Below are 13,394 nucleotides of genomic sequence, written 5' to 3'. Positions count from 1 at the left end.
ACTTTGAACAGATTTGACAAAGCCAGAAAGGATATGAAAATTTGCTTTTAATAAAGAAAGAATATATCATTAAAAACTTTTAGAAAGGTAAAAAGGCATACTTAGACCATAATACATAAAAGCACTAAGCCCATTCATTAGGCTTATTTTCACTTTTGATGTCAACACTTTCTAGTGGTCTGTTACCAAGATACTTAGTCTATTTTACAAAAATTATAATTTGACACATGAAAGCACCTGGAGTTCTTATCAAGAAAATTTGTTTATGCCTACTGTTATTGTTTGCGCCATTCGTGTCACCTGCACAACTATTACTTGAAGAGGAAGCAAAAGAATTATTTGCATCCAAAAGAACCTTTGACCCTATTGAAGGTATTTATTTTAATACTGGGACTACAACAGGTGAAGCTAATAGTGTATCAAATACCCGAATAGTAATTTCAAAAAATGATCAGAAGCCAGGCTTTTTTATTATGCAAGAGATAGATGAGAGCAAGTCTATACTGCAAACCTTGTACAGCACAATAAAAAAAATAGATGAACAACAGTACGTCTTTCTACTTCCAATGGGAGAAAGAATAATAACGACTTACTTTACTTTGGCAAACAATCAATTTGTTATAAAGTATGAATTTAGTTTAGGAGGATTTGGCCCGTACTTTAGAGAAGAAAAATACACCAAAAAATTACCTAGATAAAATTATATAAGTTACAACTAATCATAACCAACCTTTCACATACTTAGGCTAAGTTTTGCCAAATTAACTTAGCGAACTAAAGCAATCTTAATTCTCTTACCGAATAAATGTCTTTGTTTTACTTAAGCTATCCACATTAAAATCTGGCTCACCTACAGGAAGAGGGGCCATTTTTCTGGGATAGTTGTAATCCATTGGCCTCTTAACTATATAAATCAACAAGCACGTAAATAATATATATGACCCAAAAATGGCCCAATGCATAGGAGTTAGCTTTATTGTTCCGTACCTAGTTACTACCCAAATACAAATCACAAACAAACCTAATGAAAATGCAAAAGCAACCATAAATAGTATGGCTTGATTAAAATTTTGAACATTTTCATATATTTTAATACTGCCCATTGTAAATAGAACAATACCTGAAAAAATACTTAAAATTTCTATTTGTTTTCTATCATGTTGTCCGATTTCATTTCTAATAGCCTGAATTTTCGCCTTTTCACTGTCAATCTTTATTTGAATTTCAGATTGGCTTTTTAGCTTATGGAGTTCAGTTTGCATAAGGCTTAATTCTCTTCCTAGCTCATCATAATTAACAGGAAGTACAAAAGATGAAGCTAAAAAAACTGGAAGTGGTTTTTCATCTATTGTTGCTCTATTATATATAGTGCACTCCTTCTTGGGAAGCTGAAAAGGCAAATAGTCCCTCTCCTTACACCATTCATAATTCCCTAAAGCCCTTGTTAAGTTGTCTTCAGCTTTTTTGATAAGCCTCTTAATCAAATGTTGATTAGGTTGCTCTTGCTCTAATTCGCTTTTGATTGATCTTAAAAGAAAAAAACTAAATCTATAAAAGGGGAAGTAATTATTAATATGAGTTTCTTGTTGAACTATAGAAACGAACTCCAGGCGTTTCTCAAGAACCTTTGCAACTTCCTCTGAATATTTATTCTTATAAATCGCTAAAGAAATCCTATTATTTAAAAGATAGTTATAACTAGTATTGAAGGCCCTCCTATCAAATTGGGTTTTTAAGCTTGGCGATTTAGCCTTGTATACTTCATCAAATTGCTCAACAATATTATTAACCTGCTCAACACTCCTATTCTGGTCTTTATAATAGTTAACAAGAGTGTGATAATCGCCAATTAGCAAATCTTGACCTTTTCTTACTTTTTCATTAATGAAGCTAAATATCTTATCATAAAATGGCCCAAATCTATCTCCAATATTATAATGGTTTTCAGTAAACTCTAAAAATGGGCTATAAAAATGTATGGTTTTTTTTATTTCTTCTATATTAAGCTCTTTATCTTCATACTCATACCTATATAAGAAATCCCTTTTATCCTTCTTTAGCCTGAAAAGAACTTTATATAAAAGGTAGTTACATTTATCAATTAATATATTTATTAAAAGTGCAATTGTCTGAGGCACTTCTGACAATGCGCCTTCTAATTGCTTCTGAATATTTATTAACAGCTCTAAATAGTCTTTTCTCACAGCTATATTGTGATCAATCTTAGCTAGCTGTATATTTAACAAAAACACCTGATGCAAATCAGATGTCATTGTGCCAAGCGGGTTATTTACAAGGCCATTGTTATCTTTATCATTTATTATATCAAATAAATGTATAGCCTTAGTAGAAGACAATTTGAAATTGACTTGGCTTATTAATAATTTAAATTGTGCGATTGAATGAAGAACAGGAATACTAAAGGAGCTTTGAAGATCATCAAATAGCTTATTAATAATTTCACCACCAGCCCCGGGTGCATTTGGCACATTTGATATTATGGAGTTTATATCACTTTTTATGCGATCTAATTTCTTCTCTAAGGATTCTATAAAAATATAGTCACCACTTATAATTGACCTATTAAGCGATAAGTAAATTGACTCTGCAACTCTATTTATTTCAACAATAAAGTTAGAAGCGAATTCCTCTCTCTCATCACTAGGTAAATGAAGAAATACATCTATAGCATCTTCAGAATAGAATTTAGCGAGATTGGCTAGCTTTAAATAAGTTTCTTGAAAGTAGGCAAATGACTTATACACCTTTTAAACTATATATTTTATTTTCAGATTTAATTATTTCTTTTGGAATTTTCATACTATACTTTTTAAAAGACCTTGCTAGCTTATACATAGACTTCCAGGAGTACCAAGTATGACTTAACTCTACTAAGTCTACTGCCATATAATTCACCAATTTCGCATTTGTTGATTTTACGGCAACAAAAGACTCATCAATCCTTTTTTTGATATCAGAATCTAAGTCTAAAAAGTAATCATCTAAATATTCTTTAACTATATCTAATTTATAATTATCAATTCTTATATAATCAAGCTTATCTAACCAAGTATATACATCACTTTCCACATGCCCATATGGCATTGCCCAAAAATTATCAAACACATCTAACAAGCCATCTTCTTTCTCACTTGCTCTACTTGCACATACAAAGAAATGTATTTTGAGGACCTTTAATTTGCTTAGGTCATTATCAGAAAATTCTTGTTCGTGATTTTGCTCCTTATACCAATCAACCAGATGATTAGTAAAATATTCAAAGGCTTTAACTTTGGTTGCCGTGTCTTGATCCATTGGAATCTTGCCCTCAGTACTTTTCTTTACATCAATATTATGATTATTCTGCATATCGATAGCCAAAGGCTTAGAAGTCTGATTGGCTATACGTTGCTCGGACAAAACTGGTAATGGATTCGTCCCCAAACAGACTTTTACATCAAATATAGACAATAACTTATCTTTATCAAGTAGCGATTATTACTGGAATATAGAGAACTTCTTATTATTCTCAACACTTTGATCCTCTATTTCAAAAATCCATGTAATTACAAGCTATTTTGTTACCAGTTTGTTACTCAGTCCACAAAAAAAGCCTGTAAATACTTGATTTACAGGCTTTTATCTTACTCAATAAGTACCAGGAGCGGGAATCGAACCCGCACTTCCTAATGGAAACAAGATTTTAAGTCTTGCGTGTCTACCAGTTCCACCATCCCGGCGACCTCATTTCTCGGGTGAGAAATGAAATAGGCAGATAAAGAAAAGACGTCACCGAGGCAACGTCTTTTATCTTTGAGCGAAAGACGGGGTTCGAACCCGCGACCTCGACCTTGGCAAGGTCGCGCTCTACCAACTGAGCTACTTTCGCGTTTTTTACTAATCCGCTGTTTGAATTAGTGATACAAAGGTACGCACAAAATTCTTTTTGTCAAGAGTCTGGCCTAAAAAAATCTTCAAAAAGAGGAATGTTTCTGAGTATCAGGGAGAAAAATTCACTACTGAATTCTGCCAGCCGAGTGTTTTAAGGCTGTTTTTAGGAAAACGGACCAAAAACAGCCTCGCTTCTACTGTATCAATCCCCCTTCCCCTCCCTCAACGGGCGCTTTGCCGCAGGAGGGGCGAAGAGAATTTCTGTTTTGAGCCTGTTTTTTGAAAAACAGGCCCAAAACAGATTTTGCCACCTGATCTAGGACTATAAACTTAGAACTCTTCTAAGCTTTCTCCTTCTTGCCGTCCACCAGCATTTTCAGCTCATTCAGCTTTAGCAAGGCTTCTACCGGGGTAATGGTATTGATATCCAGCTTCTCAAACATTTCCTTAATGCGTACCAGCTGAGGGTCGTTGAGTTCAAACATACTGAGTTGGTAGGGCTGCTTGGGCAGGCTTTTTAGGGTTTCCTGCGGGTCCTGGTGTGGGTGCGCAATCTTCTCCTGCTCCAGGTGGTGCATGATTTCGCTGGCCCGTATCACTACGCTGTTGGGCATACCGGCCATCTGCGCCACCTGTATCCCGAAGCTGTGGGCGCTTCCCCCCTCCACCAGTTTGCGCATGAACAGAATCTTGCCGTTGCTCTCCTTCACGCTCACGTTGAAGTTGCGCACTCTCGGAAAATCTTCGGTGAGTTGGTTCAGTTCATGGTAGTGGGTGGCAAACAGGGTCTTGGCCCGACCCTTAGGCGCGTTGTGCAGGTGCTCTACAATGGCCCAGGCAATGGAAATACCGTCATAGGTGCTGGTACCGCGGCCAATCTCATCCATCAAGACCAGGCTGCGGTCAGAGAGGTTGTTGAGAATACTGGCCGTCTCGGTCATCTCCACCATGAACGTACTTTCGCCTCGGCTCAGGTTATCTGAGGCACCCACGCGGGTGAAGATCTTGTCAATGACCCCAATCTGCGCGGCCTCGGCGGGCACGAAAGAGCCGATCTGCGCCATGAGCACAATCAAAGCCGTCTGACGCAGCAAGGCACTTTTACCGGCCATGTTGGGCCCGGTAATGATGATGATCTGCTGCTCCTCGTTGTCCAATAGAATGTCATTGGGTACGTAGCGCTCACCAGGAGGCAACTGCTTTTCAATAACGGGGTGGCGGCCTTGTTTAATGTTGAGCACCGTGCTCTCATCCACTTCGGGCTTCACATAGCCGTTCTGCGCGGCCAGCCGCGCGAAGTTAGCCAGGCAGTCCAGAATAGCCAGGGCGCGGGCGTTCTGTTGGATTTGGGGCACCACCTCGGCGGCGCTCAGCACCAGTTCATTGAAGATGCGCTGCTCAATCACGAACAGGCGGTCCTCGGCGTGCAGGATTTTCTCCTCGTAGGTCTTCAGTTCCTCGGTGATGTAGCGCTCGGCGTTCACCAGGGTCTGCTTTCGTATCCAACTGGCAGGCACCTTGTCGCGGTGTGCGTGGGTCACCTCCAGGTAATAACCAAACACTTTGTTATAGGCAATCTTCAGGGATGAAATACCAGTGTTCTGCACCTCGCGCTGCTGAATCTGCAGCAGGTAATCCTTGCCTGAGAAGGCAATGGCCCGTAGCTCATCCAGTTCCGCGTCTATGCCCGTCTGGATCATGTTTCCCTGGTGGGTGAGCATGGGCGCGTCGGGCTTCAGGATGGTCTGGATTTCGTCCCGGATGGCTTCGCAGGGCAGCAGTTGGTCGGCCAGCTTTTGCAGGGCAGGCACGCCGCTCACCGCCAGCAATTCTTTGATAGGCAAGGTGGCTTCCAGGGCGCGGGCCAGTTGCAGCAGCTCGCGCGGGTTCACGCGGCGCACCGCCACTTTAGAGATAAGCCGTTCCAGGTCACTGATCTGCTTGAGGTAATGGTGGATGTCCTGCGACAACTCCGGACGGGCCTGCAAAGCCTCTACCGTGTCAAGGCGCCGACGAATCTGGGCCGCTTCTTTGAGGGGCAACACCAGCCACTTGCGCAGAAGGCGGCCGCCCATGGGCGTGACGGTATGGTCCAGGATATCAATCAGCGGCACGCCCTCGGGGTGCTGCGGGTAAATCAGTTCCAGGTTACGTACCGTGAACCGGTCCAACCATACGTATTTGTCTTCCTCCAATCGGCCCAGGGCCGAAATGTGGCGCATGTCATGGTGTTGGGTCTCGGCCAGGTAATGCAGGATGGCGCCGGCGGCGGTAATGCCCTCAGTGAGGCCCTCCACGCCAAAGCCTTTCAGCGACTTGGTGTTGAATTGTTTGTTGAGCGCTTCCCAGGCAAAGTCATAGCTGTACACCCATTCATCCAGGGCGTAATGGCAGAAATCGGGCCCGAAGCCTTGGAAAAACGCTTCTTTCTTGCCTTTGCAGAACAAGACCTCGGCGGGGCTGAAGTTCTGGAGCAGCTTGGCGGCGTACCCGGCATCGCCCTGGGCCAGCATGAACTCGCCGGTAGAGGCATCCAGGAGAGCAATGCCCATACTGTCTTTCCCGAAGTGCAAAGACGCCAAATAATTGTTCCGCTTCTGCTCCAGCACCTGGTCATTGAAGGACACGCCGGGCGTCACCAGCTCGGTCACGCCGCGTTTCACAATGCCTTTCACCGTTTTGGGGTCCTCCAACTGGTCACAGATAGCCACCCGCTGCCCCGCCCGCACCAGTTTGGGCAGATAGGTATCCAGGGAGTGGTGCGGGAAGCCGGCCAGGGCGGTCTCTGAGGCAGATCCGTTGCCGCGCTTGGTGAGCATGATGCCCAGAATCTTGCTGGCCTTGATCGCGTCTTCGCCGAAGGTCTCATAAAAGTCCCCTACCCGGAAGAGCAGCAGCGCGCCCGGGTGTTTGGCCTTGATGGCATTGTATTGTTTCATCAGCGGCGTGGCGCTGAACTCTGCGGTTGTAGCCAAAATTCTTACTATGCTTATGATGGATAATGTGCTGATGTGCTATCTGGGTAGAGCATTTTCTATCTCCCCTGGCACCACATGAGCCATTTCTCTTCTTTCTGATTTTCCGTTTTGGGCCTGTTTTGCTAAAAACGGCCTCAAAACGCCCTCCCCTCTTTTCCCTATGTTGCAGTTTCTGTTTACGTTTTAAGGCTGTTTTCTTAAAAACAGGCCCAAAACGCATCTCTCGTCGCTAAGTGTTACCTTTGCTGTTCATTCGGCGCTGCCGGAAATTTAACCGTTATGCGAAAGTTAAGCATGGAGGAACTCCAACGAGATTCAGTGGAGGACTTCAAAAATAAGCAAAAAAATCCGTTGGTTCTGGTTTTGGATAATGTGCGCAGCCTGCATAATGTGGGGTCGGCGTTCAGGACCGCCGATGCCTTTGCCGTGGAGAAGATTTACCTCTGCGGTATTACCGGCACACCCCCCAACAAGGAAATCCATAAAACGGCCCTGGGCGCCACTGAATCAGTGGAATGGGTGCACGTGGCCTCAACGCTGGAGGCAGTGGAGGCCCTGAAGCAGCAAGGCTACCAGGTTTGGGCGGTAGAGCAAGCGGCGGGCAGTATCTCTCTTACAGATTTTCAGCCGGCCGCTGGCAGCAAGAATGCCTTTGTTTTTGGGAATGAGGTGTTTGGCGTGGAGGAAGAGGTGATTCAGGCCTCCGACGGGGTGCTGGAGATACCTCAGTTCGGAACCAAGCACTCACTTAATATCTCGGTGACCGTGGGGGTAGTAGTCTGGGATGTATTAAGCAAGACCCTTAAAAACGCGGTTGAGTAAAGACCCAAACAGTTTCTTTCAAGTACTTGTACAAGCCCCGCGTCACTTAACCAACAGGGCATAAAAAAGAGGAGGCCTGCAAAACTGCAGGCCTCCTCTTTTTTATGGCAGAAATAGGTACTCCTTATTTCTTGCTGCTTTTGCTTACCTGGTTAACCATTGAAAGGAAGTTTCCTTCTGGTCTGGCTTTGAAGGCGGCGTAGGCATCCACTTGACGGGCGTTCAGGATTTTGAACAGGTCAGACTCAAAGTTGCCTTCAATTTCTTTCAAACGGGCATCACGCATCTCAGTATCATTGCTGTACATTTTAGCTACCTCAGCAGCCTTGGCCAAACGATCTTGGTTCAACGCTTTGATTTGGATGTACTCACTCTCATTCAGACCCATTGACTGTACCATTAAACGGGATACAGAAGTAGAAGCTTTGTCAACTGCCTCAGAAGAAGCAGGAGCATCTTGGGCAACAGCACTAACTACAAGGGCAAAGAAAAAGAAAAGAACGAGTGAAAAGTTTTTCATGATTACGGTTTAGTTTGGGAGGTTAGGTTATAAATATTTTAAATGAATACGTTTGAAGGGGCTTTCTGCGGGTATGGGCAGAAAACGGTTTTACTTTTGCAAGGCAGCATCTGCCGCAGCCAATGCTCTTTCTGCCTCTAAATGGTTAGGGAAATGGGAAAGGAAGCTTTCCAGATCTTCGGCAGCGCCGTCTAGTTGTTTCAATTCCATTTTCACTACGGCTCTGTTATATAAAGCCTTTGGATGGTTAGGGGCAACGGCAATTACCTGGTCCAGGTCACGCAGCGCTCCAAAATAATCATCCAGAAAGTAAGCAGCTACGGCGCGTCCGTAAAGTAGCTCAGCAGAAGAAGTGTTCTCTAATGCCACGTTAAAGTCTTTCAAAGCTTCTTTGTAGGCACCAATTTCTAAGAAAGCGTTTCCGCGGCCCAACAGGTACTGAGCATTGTTTTCTTTGCTCAGGTTAATGGCCGCAGAGAAATCATGGATGGCACCAAACACGTCTTTCGCTTCCATTTTAGCAGAAGCACGATCTGCGTAAGCCTGGCTGTTGGCGGGCTCTCTTTTGATCAATTGGGTAATCTTCCTGATTTTTTCTTTGGAGGAGTTTTCAGTAGCAGAAGTCATATCATTGGCTGCAACCCCTTGCAAAGTCAGGGCTATGAACGCAAACACAAACGAAACTACTTTGAAAACTTTCATCACTTTTATTATCTGGGGTGGATTACTAAAGTTTCTATGAACGTAATACGAACTACTTTGTTTTAGGCATCAAATATTTCAATACCGTAGAAGAATGAGACAAATATATGCAATGGTTATTAACTAAAACAAGACGTTGTATAAAAAAATATATTTTTTGGGAACCTTTTTCAAAAAATAGCCTTATTCTCTGTTTAAAGGCACTTTTAAAAGGAAAAATATTTATCCACATTTTAGAAGTTAGGTTAATCAGTGAAAATATTATCCTTTCCCAATCAAATCAGAACTTAGTATGGTGAGATGGAATAGCCATATCTGGCAAAAACTTGATTTAATCTTTGTTCCGCCTTCCCATATAACCATTAAAAGTCTATTTCTTATGCCTTTTATGATAAAAAACTGCTTTCTAGGCCTTTTAACGCAGTTTTTATCACCTTATTAGGTAAGCACTAGAGCTAGCTGCTTACTAAAAAAGCAGACGGCTGCCAGAATGACAATTATTCTTTTATTTGTTCACTTCAGGAAATAGGTCAATGTTTAAGGTCTAGGCTAGCCTTTGCAACCAAGGGGCATTAAAAAGAGCAGTCCCCTTTACGCAAGACGCCTGATTGTTAGAATCAGGCGTCTTGCGTAAAGGGGACTATTTATAGAATAAGGGGTTCTCTATCCTTATAAGAGCTATACGTAACGGACCAAGTGTTCCCGGAATGCGTTGCGCAGGAAGGATCCTTTATACCACTCCTGGGCCGGCGCCGCCTCTACCAATGAAAACACATCTGCGTCTCCGGTCACGTAGGTCAGCATCAGATCAAAGGCATAATGGACTTCAATCCGGTTGCGGGACTGGTCACAGACTGGGAAAAAGCCTTCAGGGGTAATACCTTCTGTGATATCTTTCAGCAAGCCATACTGTTCCAGCACCGAGGCAAGCACTGCTTTGGTTTTCTCAGGCTTAGGTCGTTTGATAATGGTTTGGGCCATGATGAAACGGCCATTCAAAAAATGAAGGCATTCGGTTACCCTGGCTGACCCCAGAGAAGAGAAGTAAAAAAGAACTTCATGCCCGCTTACCTCTTCCTCTTTATTCGCATGCAGTTCGGGCTTACCTAAAATTTGCTTGGCCGCCCGTATGGTAGCCCCAAAGGCCAGCCCCTTAAAATCTATAGGCGCCGACGTATTTGACGACAAATGCTTTTGCTCCATCAAAGCCTTGCGAAGACCAGAGGCCGTACGCACGTAATTGACTCTATCAAAATATTCCTTTTTGTTAAGCACACCTGCATCAGACTTATTTTTAGATTTTCCAATGGTCAGGTTTCCCCAGGCAAGATTAAACATTATCAGTATATTTTAAATTAACTATTGATTTCTTCTCATTAGGCAACATATGGGTTAAAATAGTGCAGTTTCAGAACTACCTATTTCTTCCCTCTATATACTAAGGAGTATGTAAGCTATTTAACACTGTTTACTCGTACCTCAAAATTTTCTTCAAAGGATATAACAACTTCTTACTAAAGAATAAAACTTTAGCTGTGATCTGTTTCTTGAAATTTCATTGCTACTGTCTATTGTGTAAGGAACCCCATTTTTCAAAAGTCACTGCCTGGCGGGGTTTACCTGAAAGTAGAAAGCCCAGATCCATTACTGGACCTGGGCTTTTCTCTTTTACGCTTTCCTTACTGCCTGTTAACCGGCTCTGCGTTTTTCCTCCTCTGCCCCACCGGTCCGGCGGCGCGAAGGGGCCACCTGGTTTTTCCCGAAGCGGTAGGTGAAGCTGAGCGTGGCTACGCGGGTGTCACGGCGCTGGTAGAAGTTCTCCATGTAGCCAGTCAGGGCTGTAGTGGCCCGTACCTTATTAGAGTAGAACACATCGGTGACATTGAGTTTCAGGTTGGCTTTCTTATCCAGGAACTGCTTTTGAACCCCCAGGGTCAGGAACCGGATGGGCTGCAGATCCAGGAAACCGTAGACTTCACGGGCCCGGTAAATCCCGATCACCTCGGCAGACCAATCCTTGGGCAACTGAAACGTGTTGGTAGAGTTGATGGAGAAAGTAGGCCGGCCGCTTCTAAGGGCGGTATTGGCCAGATTCCCCTGGTAGAGGCCATAGTACGTTTCAATATTGTTGGTGCTGGTATACCACCTTGCCACAGAAATAGGCACCGAGAAGCTGGCCCCATAGTAATGGAACTGGGCCAGGTTGCGGTCTTGCTGAATCACCACCGGAATCTGCCCTGGGTTAGGGTCTGGTACTGGGCGCTGCTCTGGGGCCAACACAGACACTATGTAATCTGTGGTGCGACTGTAGCTGAGCTTGGTCACGTACTTTTCTTTGAACGTGTGGGTAAACTCAAACGAATACGTCATCTGGGGCAACAGGAAAGGGTTACCGGAAGATTTGGTGCTGGGGTCCAGGTAGAACACGAAAGGGTTCAGCTGGTTATAGGTTGGGCGGTCAATGCGCCGGCTCACGGAAAGCCCCACGTCATGCGTCTTGTTTAGTTTGTAGCCCACAAAGGCGCTCGGGAAAAACTGGGTATACGCGCGGTCAAAGGTTTGCCCATCTGAGAGCTGTTGCCCGTCGGCGTTGGTGTTCTCCACCCGTAGCCCCAATTGCAGGCTCGCCTTGGCCCATTTCTTATTCAGGTTCACGTAGGCCGCATGGATGCTCTCACGGTAAATGAAGTGGTTGCTGCGGTTCAGGTCCAGGGTGTTGCGCCCGCGGGTTCTGTCAAAAAACTGGAGGTTATTGTCTGCGTGCACTAAACTGCTTTTCAGGCCGGCCTCCAGATTAGCCTCTATGGCTTTCAAAGGCTGCGTGTAATCTACCTTAGCCGATTTAATAGTCAGTTCGCCGTTCAGGTTCCCGTGCAACAGAGAGTCGGGCATGGGTTTATCTGTATCAAAATACTGGGTCACAAAGTTCTGGCGGTCATGTGACTGAAAGGCCGCGTAATCTACGTCTGCGCTTATCTCTTTGCCGGTACTGTCAATGGTGTGCTTTATATTGAAGTTAAGTGACTGGTTGTTCCGGTTGGTTCCGTTGAGCGCGTTGGTGATGGTAGACTTGTCATACTGCCGCTGGCTGTCAAAGAACTGTGATTGGTTAGCGGTGGTGCGGTTAATGTCAGTGAAAATGCCGCTTCCTACCAGCCCTACAATGGTCTTAGGCGACAGGTTCAGGTCAAAGCCCAGGCGCGCGTTGTGGCTGTTGATCTGGTGTGAGAACAGGTTCTTCTGGTCATTCACCCCAATGAGCCGCCGCTCAGAGGTGGGCGTGAAAAACTCCCGGTAAATGTCCAGTTTGTTGAAATCCTTGCGGTGCACATAGTTATAAGACCCGAACACGTTCACATCTTTGGCCCGGTGGTTTACCTGCAGGCCCTGGTTTAGTTTGGGTAACTCGCCGTAGCCCACAGAAGAGGTAATGCTGCCATTGGTTCCCAACCGGCTGTCTTTCTTGAGCTTGATGTCAATGATGCCCGCGTTTCCGGCCGCGTCATATTTAGAGGACGGGTTGGTGATTAAATCAATCTTGGCCACGTCATTGGCATTCATGCCCCGCAACATAGTGGCCAGTTCAGTCCCAGACATAGGCACGCGTTTCCCGTTGATCATGACCATTACCCCGGCGCGGCCCCGCATGCTAATGTTGTCGTTCTGGTCTACCGCCAGGCCGGGCGCCTTCTCCAGCACCTCCAGCACCGTACTTCCGGCGGCCGTGATGCTGTTCTCCACGTTAAGCACGGTCTTATCAAAGTGCTGCTCCACAAACGGCTTCTGGGCCTCAATCTTCACCTCCTGTAGGGCCACGGCCCGCTCGGCCAACACCAGGGCTCCCAGGTTGGTATTCTGCGTGAGGTTCAGGACCGAAGATGTATACAGCGCATAGTCATAGTGGGAGACCATCAGTTTGTACTGCCCTGCCGGTAAGTTACTGAACAGGAAGGACCCATCCTGGCCCGTGACCTCTACTTTCACCAGCGCCTGCCCCGGGTCTTTGACCAACTGCAGGTTGGCCGCCGGCAAGAGTTCGCCTTTGGCCCCCTTCACTATGCCTTTGAGTTCATACTTTTCCAGTTCCTGGGCCCGCACCACCGGCGCGAGACAGATGAGCCAAAGCATGGCTAGTAGCAGAAGGAGTTTAGTGTACATGGCGGGTAAAGGTTTATCAAGGTGAAAAATGGAATTGAGTTAAGTGATTGACCAAAAAGGCACTACTTTGACTTCATCCTACACAAGGGCTATGCCAACAAAATAAAACACTGATTATCAATCAATAACACGCCTTTTTAGAACCAAATATGTCCAATTATGAACAAAGACCTATTCAAAACCGGACACCTTGCTTCTACCATAAGCTGTAAGGTGCAGCCCAGTTATTTGGCCCTGGCTGTACTAATTGGGTAAGGGGTTTGGAATAAAAGACCAGAGAAAAATAGAAGAGTTGCATGGTACGCACTGCCGTAGCCGGAAAA

9 protein-coding genes and 2 tRNA genes are annotated in these 13,394 nt (G+C 44.9%); 2 read left to right on the top strand and 9 right to left on the bottom strand.

Features of this window, described 5'->3' with window-relative positions; translation table 11 throughout:
• Positions 1-227 precede the first annotated feature (227 nt).
• Positions 228-698, top strand: coding sequence for a hypothetical protein (locus TH63_RS00340; protein WP_048919170.1), 471 nt, complete (start codon positions 228-230; stop codon positions 696-698).
• A gap of 96 nt (positions 699-794) precedes the next feature.
• Here the strand turns inward: TH63_RS00340 and TH63_RS00335 are convergent, their stop codons facing one another.
• The 5 genes from TH63_RS00335 to mutS all read right to left on the bottom strand — a co-directional run bounded on the left by TH63_RS00335 (position 795) and on the right by mutS (position 6,830).
• On the bottom strand, positions 795-2,765 hold the full coding sequence (locus TH63_RS00335) for a hypothetical protein (protein ID WP_048919169.1): 1,971 nt from the start codon (positions 2,763-2,765) through the stop codon (positions 795-797).
• Positions 2,758-3,471, bottom strand: a complete 714-nt coding sequence (locus TH63_RS00330; protein ID WP_197088607.1) for a hypothetical protein — start codon at positions 3,469-3,471, stop codon at positions 2,758-2,760. Before TH63_RS00330 ends, TH63_RS00335 begins: the two co-directional genes overlap by 8 nt.
• Before the next feature lie 185 nt (positions 3,472-3,656).
• A tRNA-Leu gene (locus tag TH63_RS00325) sits at positions 3,657-3,740 on the bottom strand.
• Between the two features lie 76 nt (positions 3,741-3,816).
• Positions 3,817-3,889 (bottom strand) — tRNA-Gly (locus tag TH63_RS00320).
• A gap of 343 nt (positions 3,890-4,232) precedes the next feature.
• On the bottom strand, positions 4,233-6,830 hold the full coding sequence (gene mutS / locus TH63_RS00315; protein WP_048922482.1) for a DNA mismatch repair protein MutS: 2,598 nt from the start codon (positions 6,828-6,830) through the stop codon (positions 4,233-4,235).
• Positions 6,831-7,148: 318 nt separating this feature from the next.
• Between mutS and TH63_RS00310 the strand changes: the two genes are divergently transcribed.
• A complete protein-coding gene (locus TH63_RS00310) occupies positions 7,149-7,691 on the top strand; it encodes an RNA methyltransferase (protein WP_048919167.1) in 543 nt (180 codons plus the stop codon).
• A 124-nt stretch (positions 7,692-7,815) separates the two neighbouring features.
• Here TH63_RS00310 and TH63_RS00305 read toward each other — a convergent pair whose 3' ends face one another.
• From TH63_RS00305 to TH63_RS00290, 4 genes are all read right to left on the bottom strand, one after another.
• A complete protein-coding gene (locus tag TH63_RS00305; RefSeq protein ID WP_156180259.1) occupies positions 7,816-8,211 on the bottom strand; it encodes a hypothetical protein in 396 nt (131 codons plus the stop codon).
• A gap of 90 nt (positions 8,212-8,301) precedes the next feature.
• Positions 8,302-8,913, bottom strand: a complete 612-nt coding sequence (locus TH63_RS00300; protein ID WP_048919165.1) for a tetratricopeptide repeat protein — start codon at positions 8,911-8,913, stop codon at positions 8,302-8,304.
• Positions 8,914-9,591: 678 nt separating this feature from the next.
• Positions 9,592-10,251: a hypothetical protein gene (locus TH63_RS00295; protein ID WP_048919164.1), complete on the bottom strand. Its 660-nt coding sequence runs from the start codon at positions 10,249-10,251 to the stop codon at positions 9,592-9,594.
• A gap of 351 nt (positions 10,252-10,602) precedes the next feature.
• Entirely contained in the window at positions 10,603-13,071 is a 2,469-nt protein-coding gene (locus TH63_RS00290) for an outer membrane beta-barrel family protein (protein ID WP_048919163.1), read from the bottom strand.
• Between the last annotated feature and the right edge of the window lie 323 nt (positions 13,072-13,394).

The organism is Rufibacter radiotolerans (assembly GCF_001078055.1).
Taxonomy (GTDB): Bacteria; Bacteroidota; Bacteroidia; order Cytophagales; family Hymenobacteraceae; genus Nibribacter; species Nibribacter radiotolerans.
Note: the sequence above shows the minus strand (reverse complement) of the source record. Positions and strands in the feature narration are given on the sequence as shown.

Coding starts and splice junctions, on each gene's coding strand:
- TH63_RS00340 (WP_048919170.1), top strand. CDS start 228: ATGAAAGCACCTGGAGTTCTTATCAAGAAAATTTGTTTATGCCTACTG.
- mutS (WP_048922482.1), bottom strand. CDS start 6,830: ATGAAACAATACAATGCCATCAAGGCCAAACACCCGGGCGCGCTGCTG.
- TH63_RS00310 (WP_048919167.1), top strand. CDS start 7,149: ATGCGAAAGTTAAGCATGGAGGAACTCCAACGAGATTCAGTGGAGGAC.
- TH63_RS00305 (WP_156180259.1), bottom strand. CDS start 8,211: ATGAAAAACTTTTCACTCGTTCTTTTCTTTTTCTTTGCCCTTGTAGTT.
- TH63_RS00300 (WP_048919165.1), bottom strand. CDS start 8,913: ATGAAAGTTTTCAAAGTAGTTTCGTTTGTGTTTGCGTTCATAGCCCTG.
- TH63_RS00295 (WP_048919164.1), bottom strand. CDS start 10,251: ATGTTTAATCTTGCCTGGGGAAACCTGACCATTGGAAAATCTAAAAAT.
- TH63_RS00290 (WP_048919163.1), bottom strand. CDS start 13,071: ATGTACACTAAACTCCTTCTGCTACTAGCCATGCTTTGGCTCATCTGT.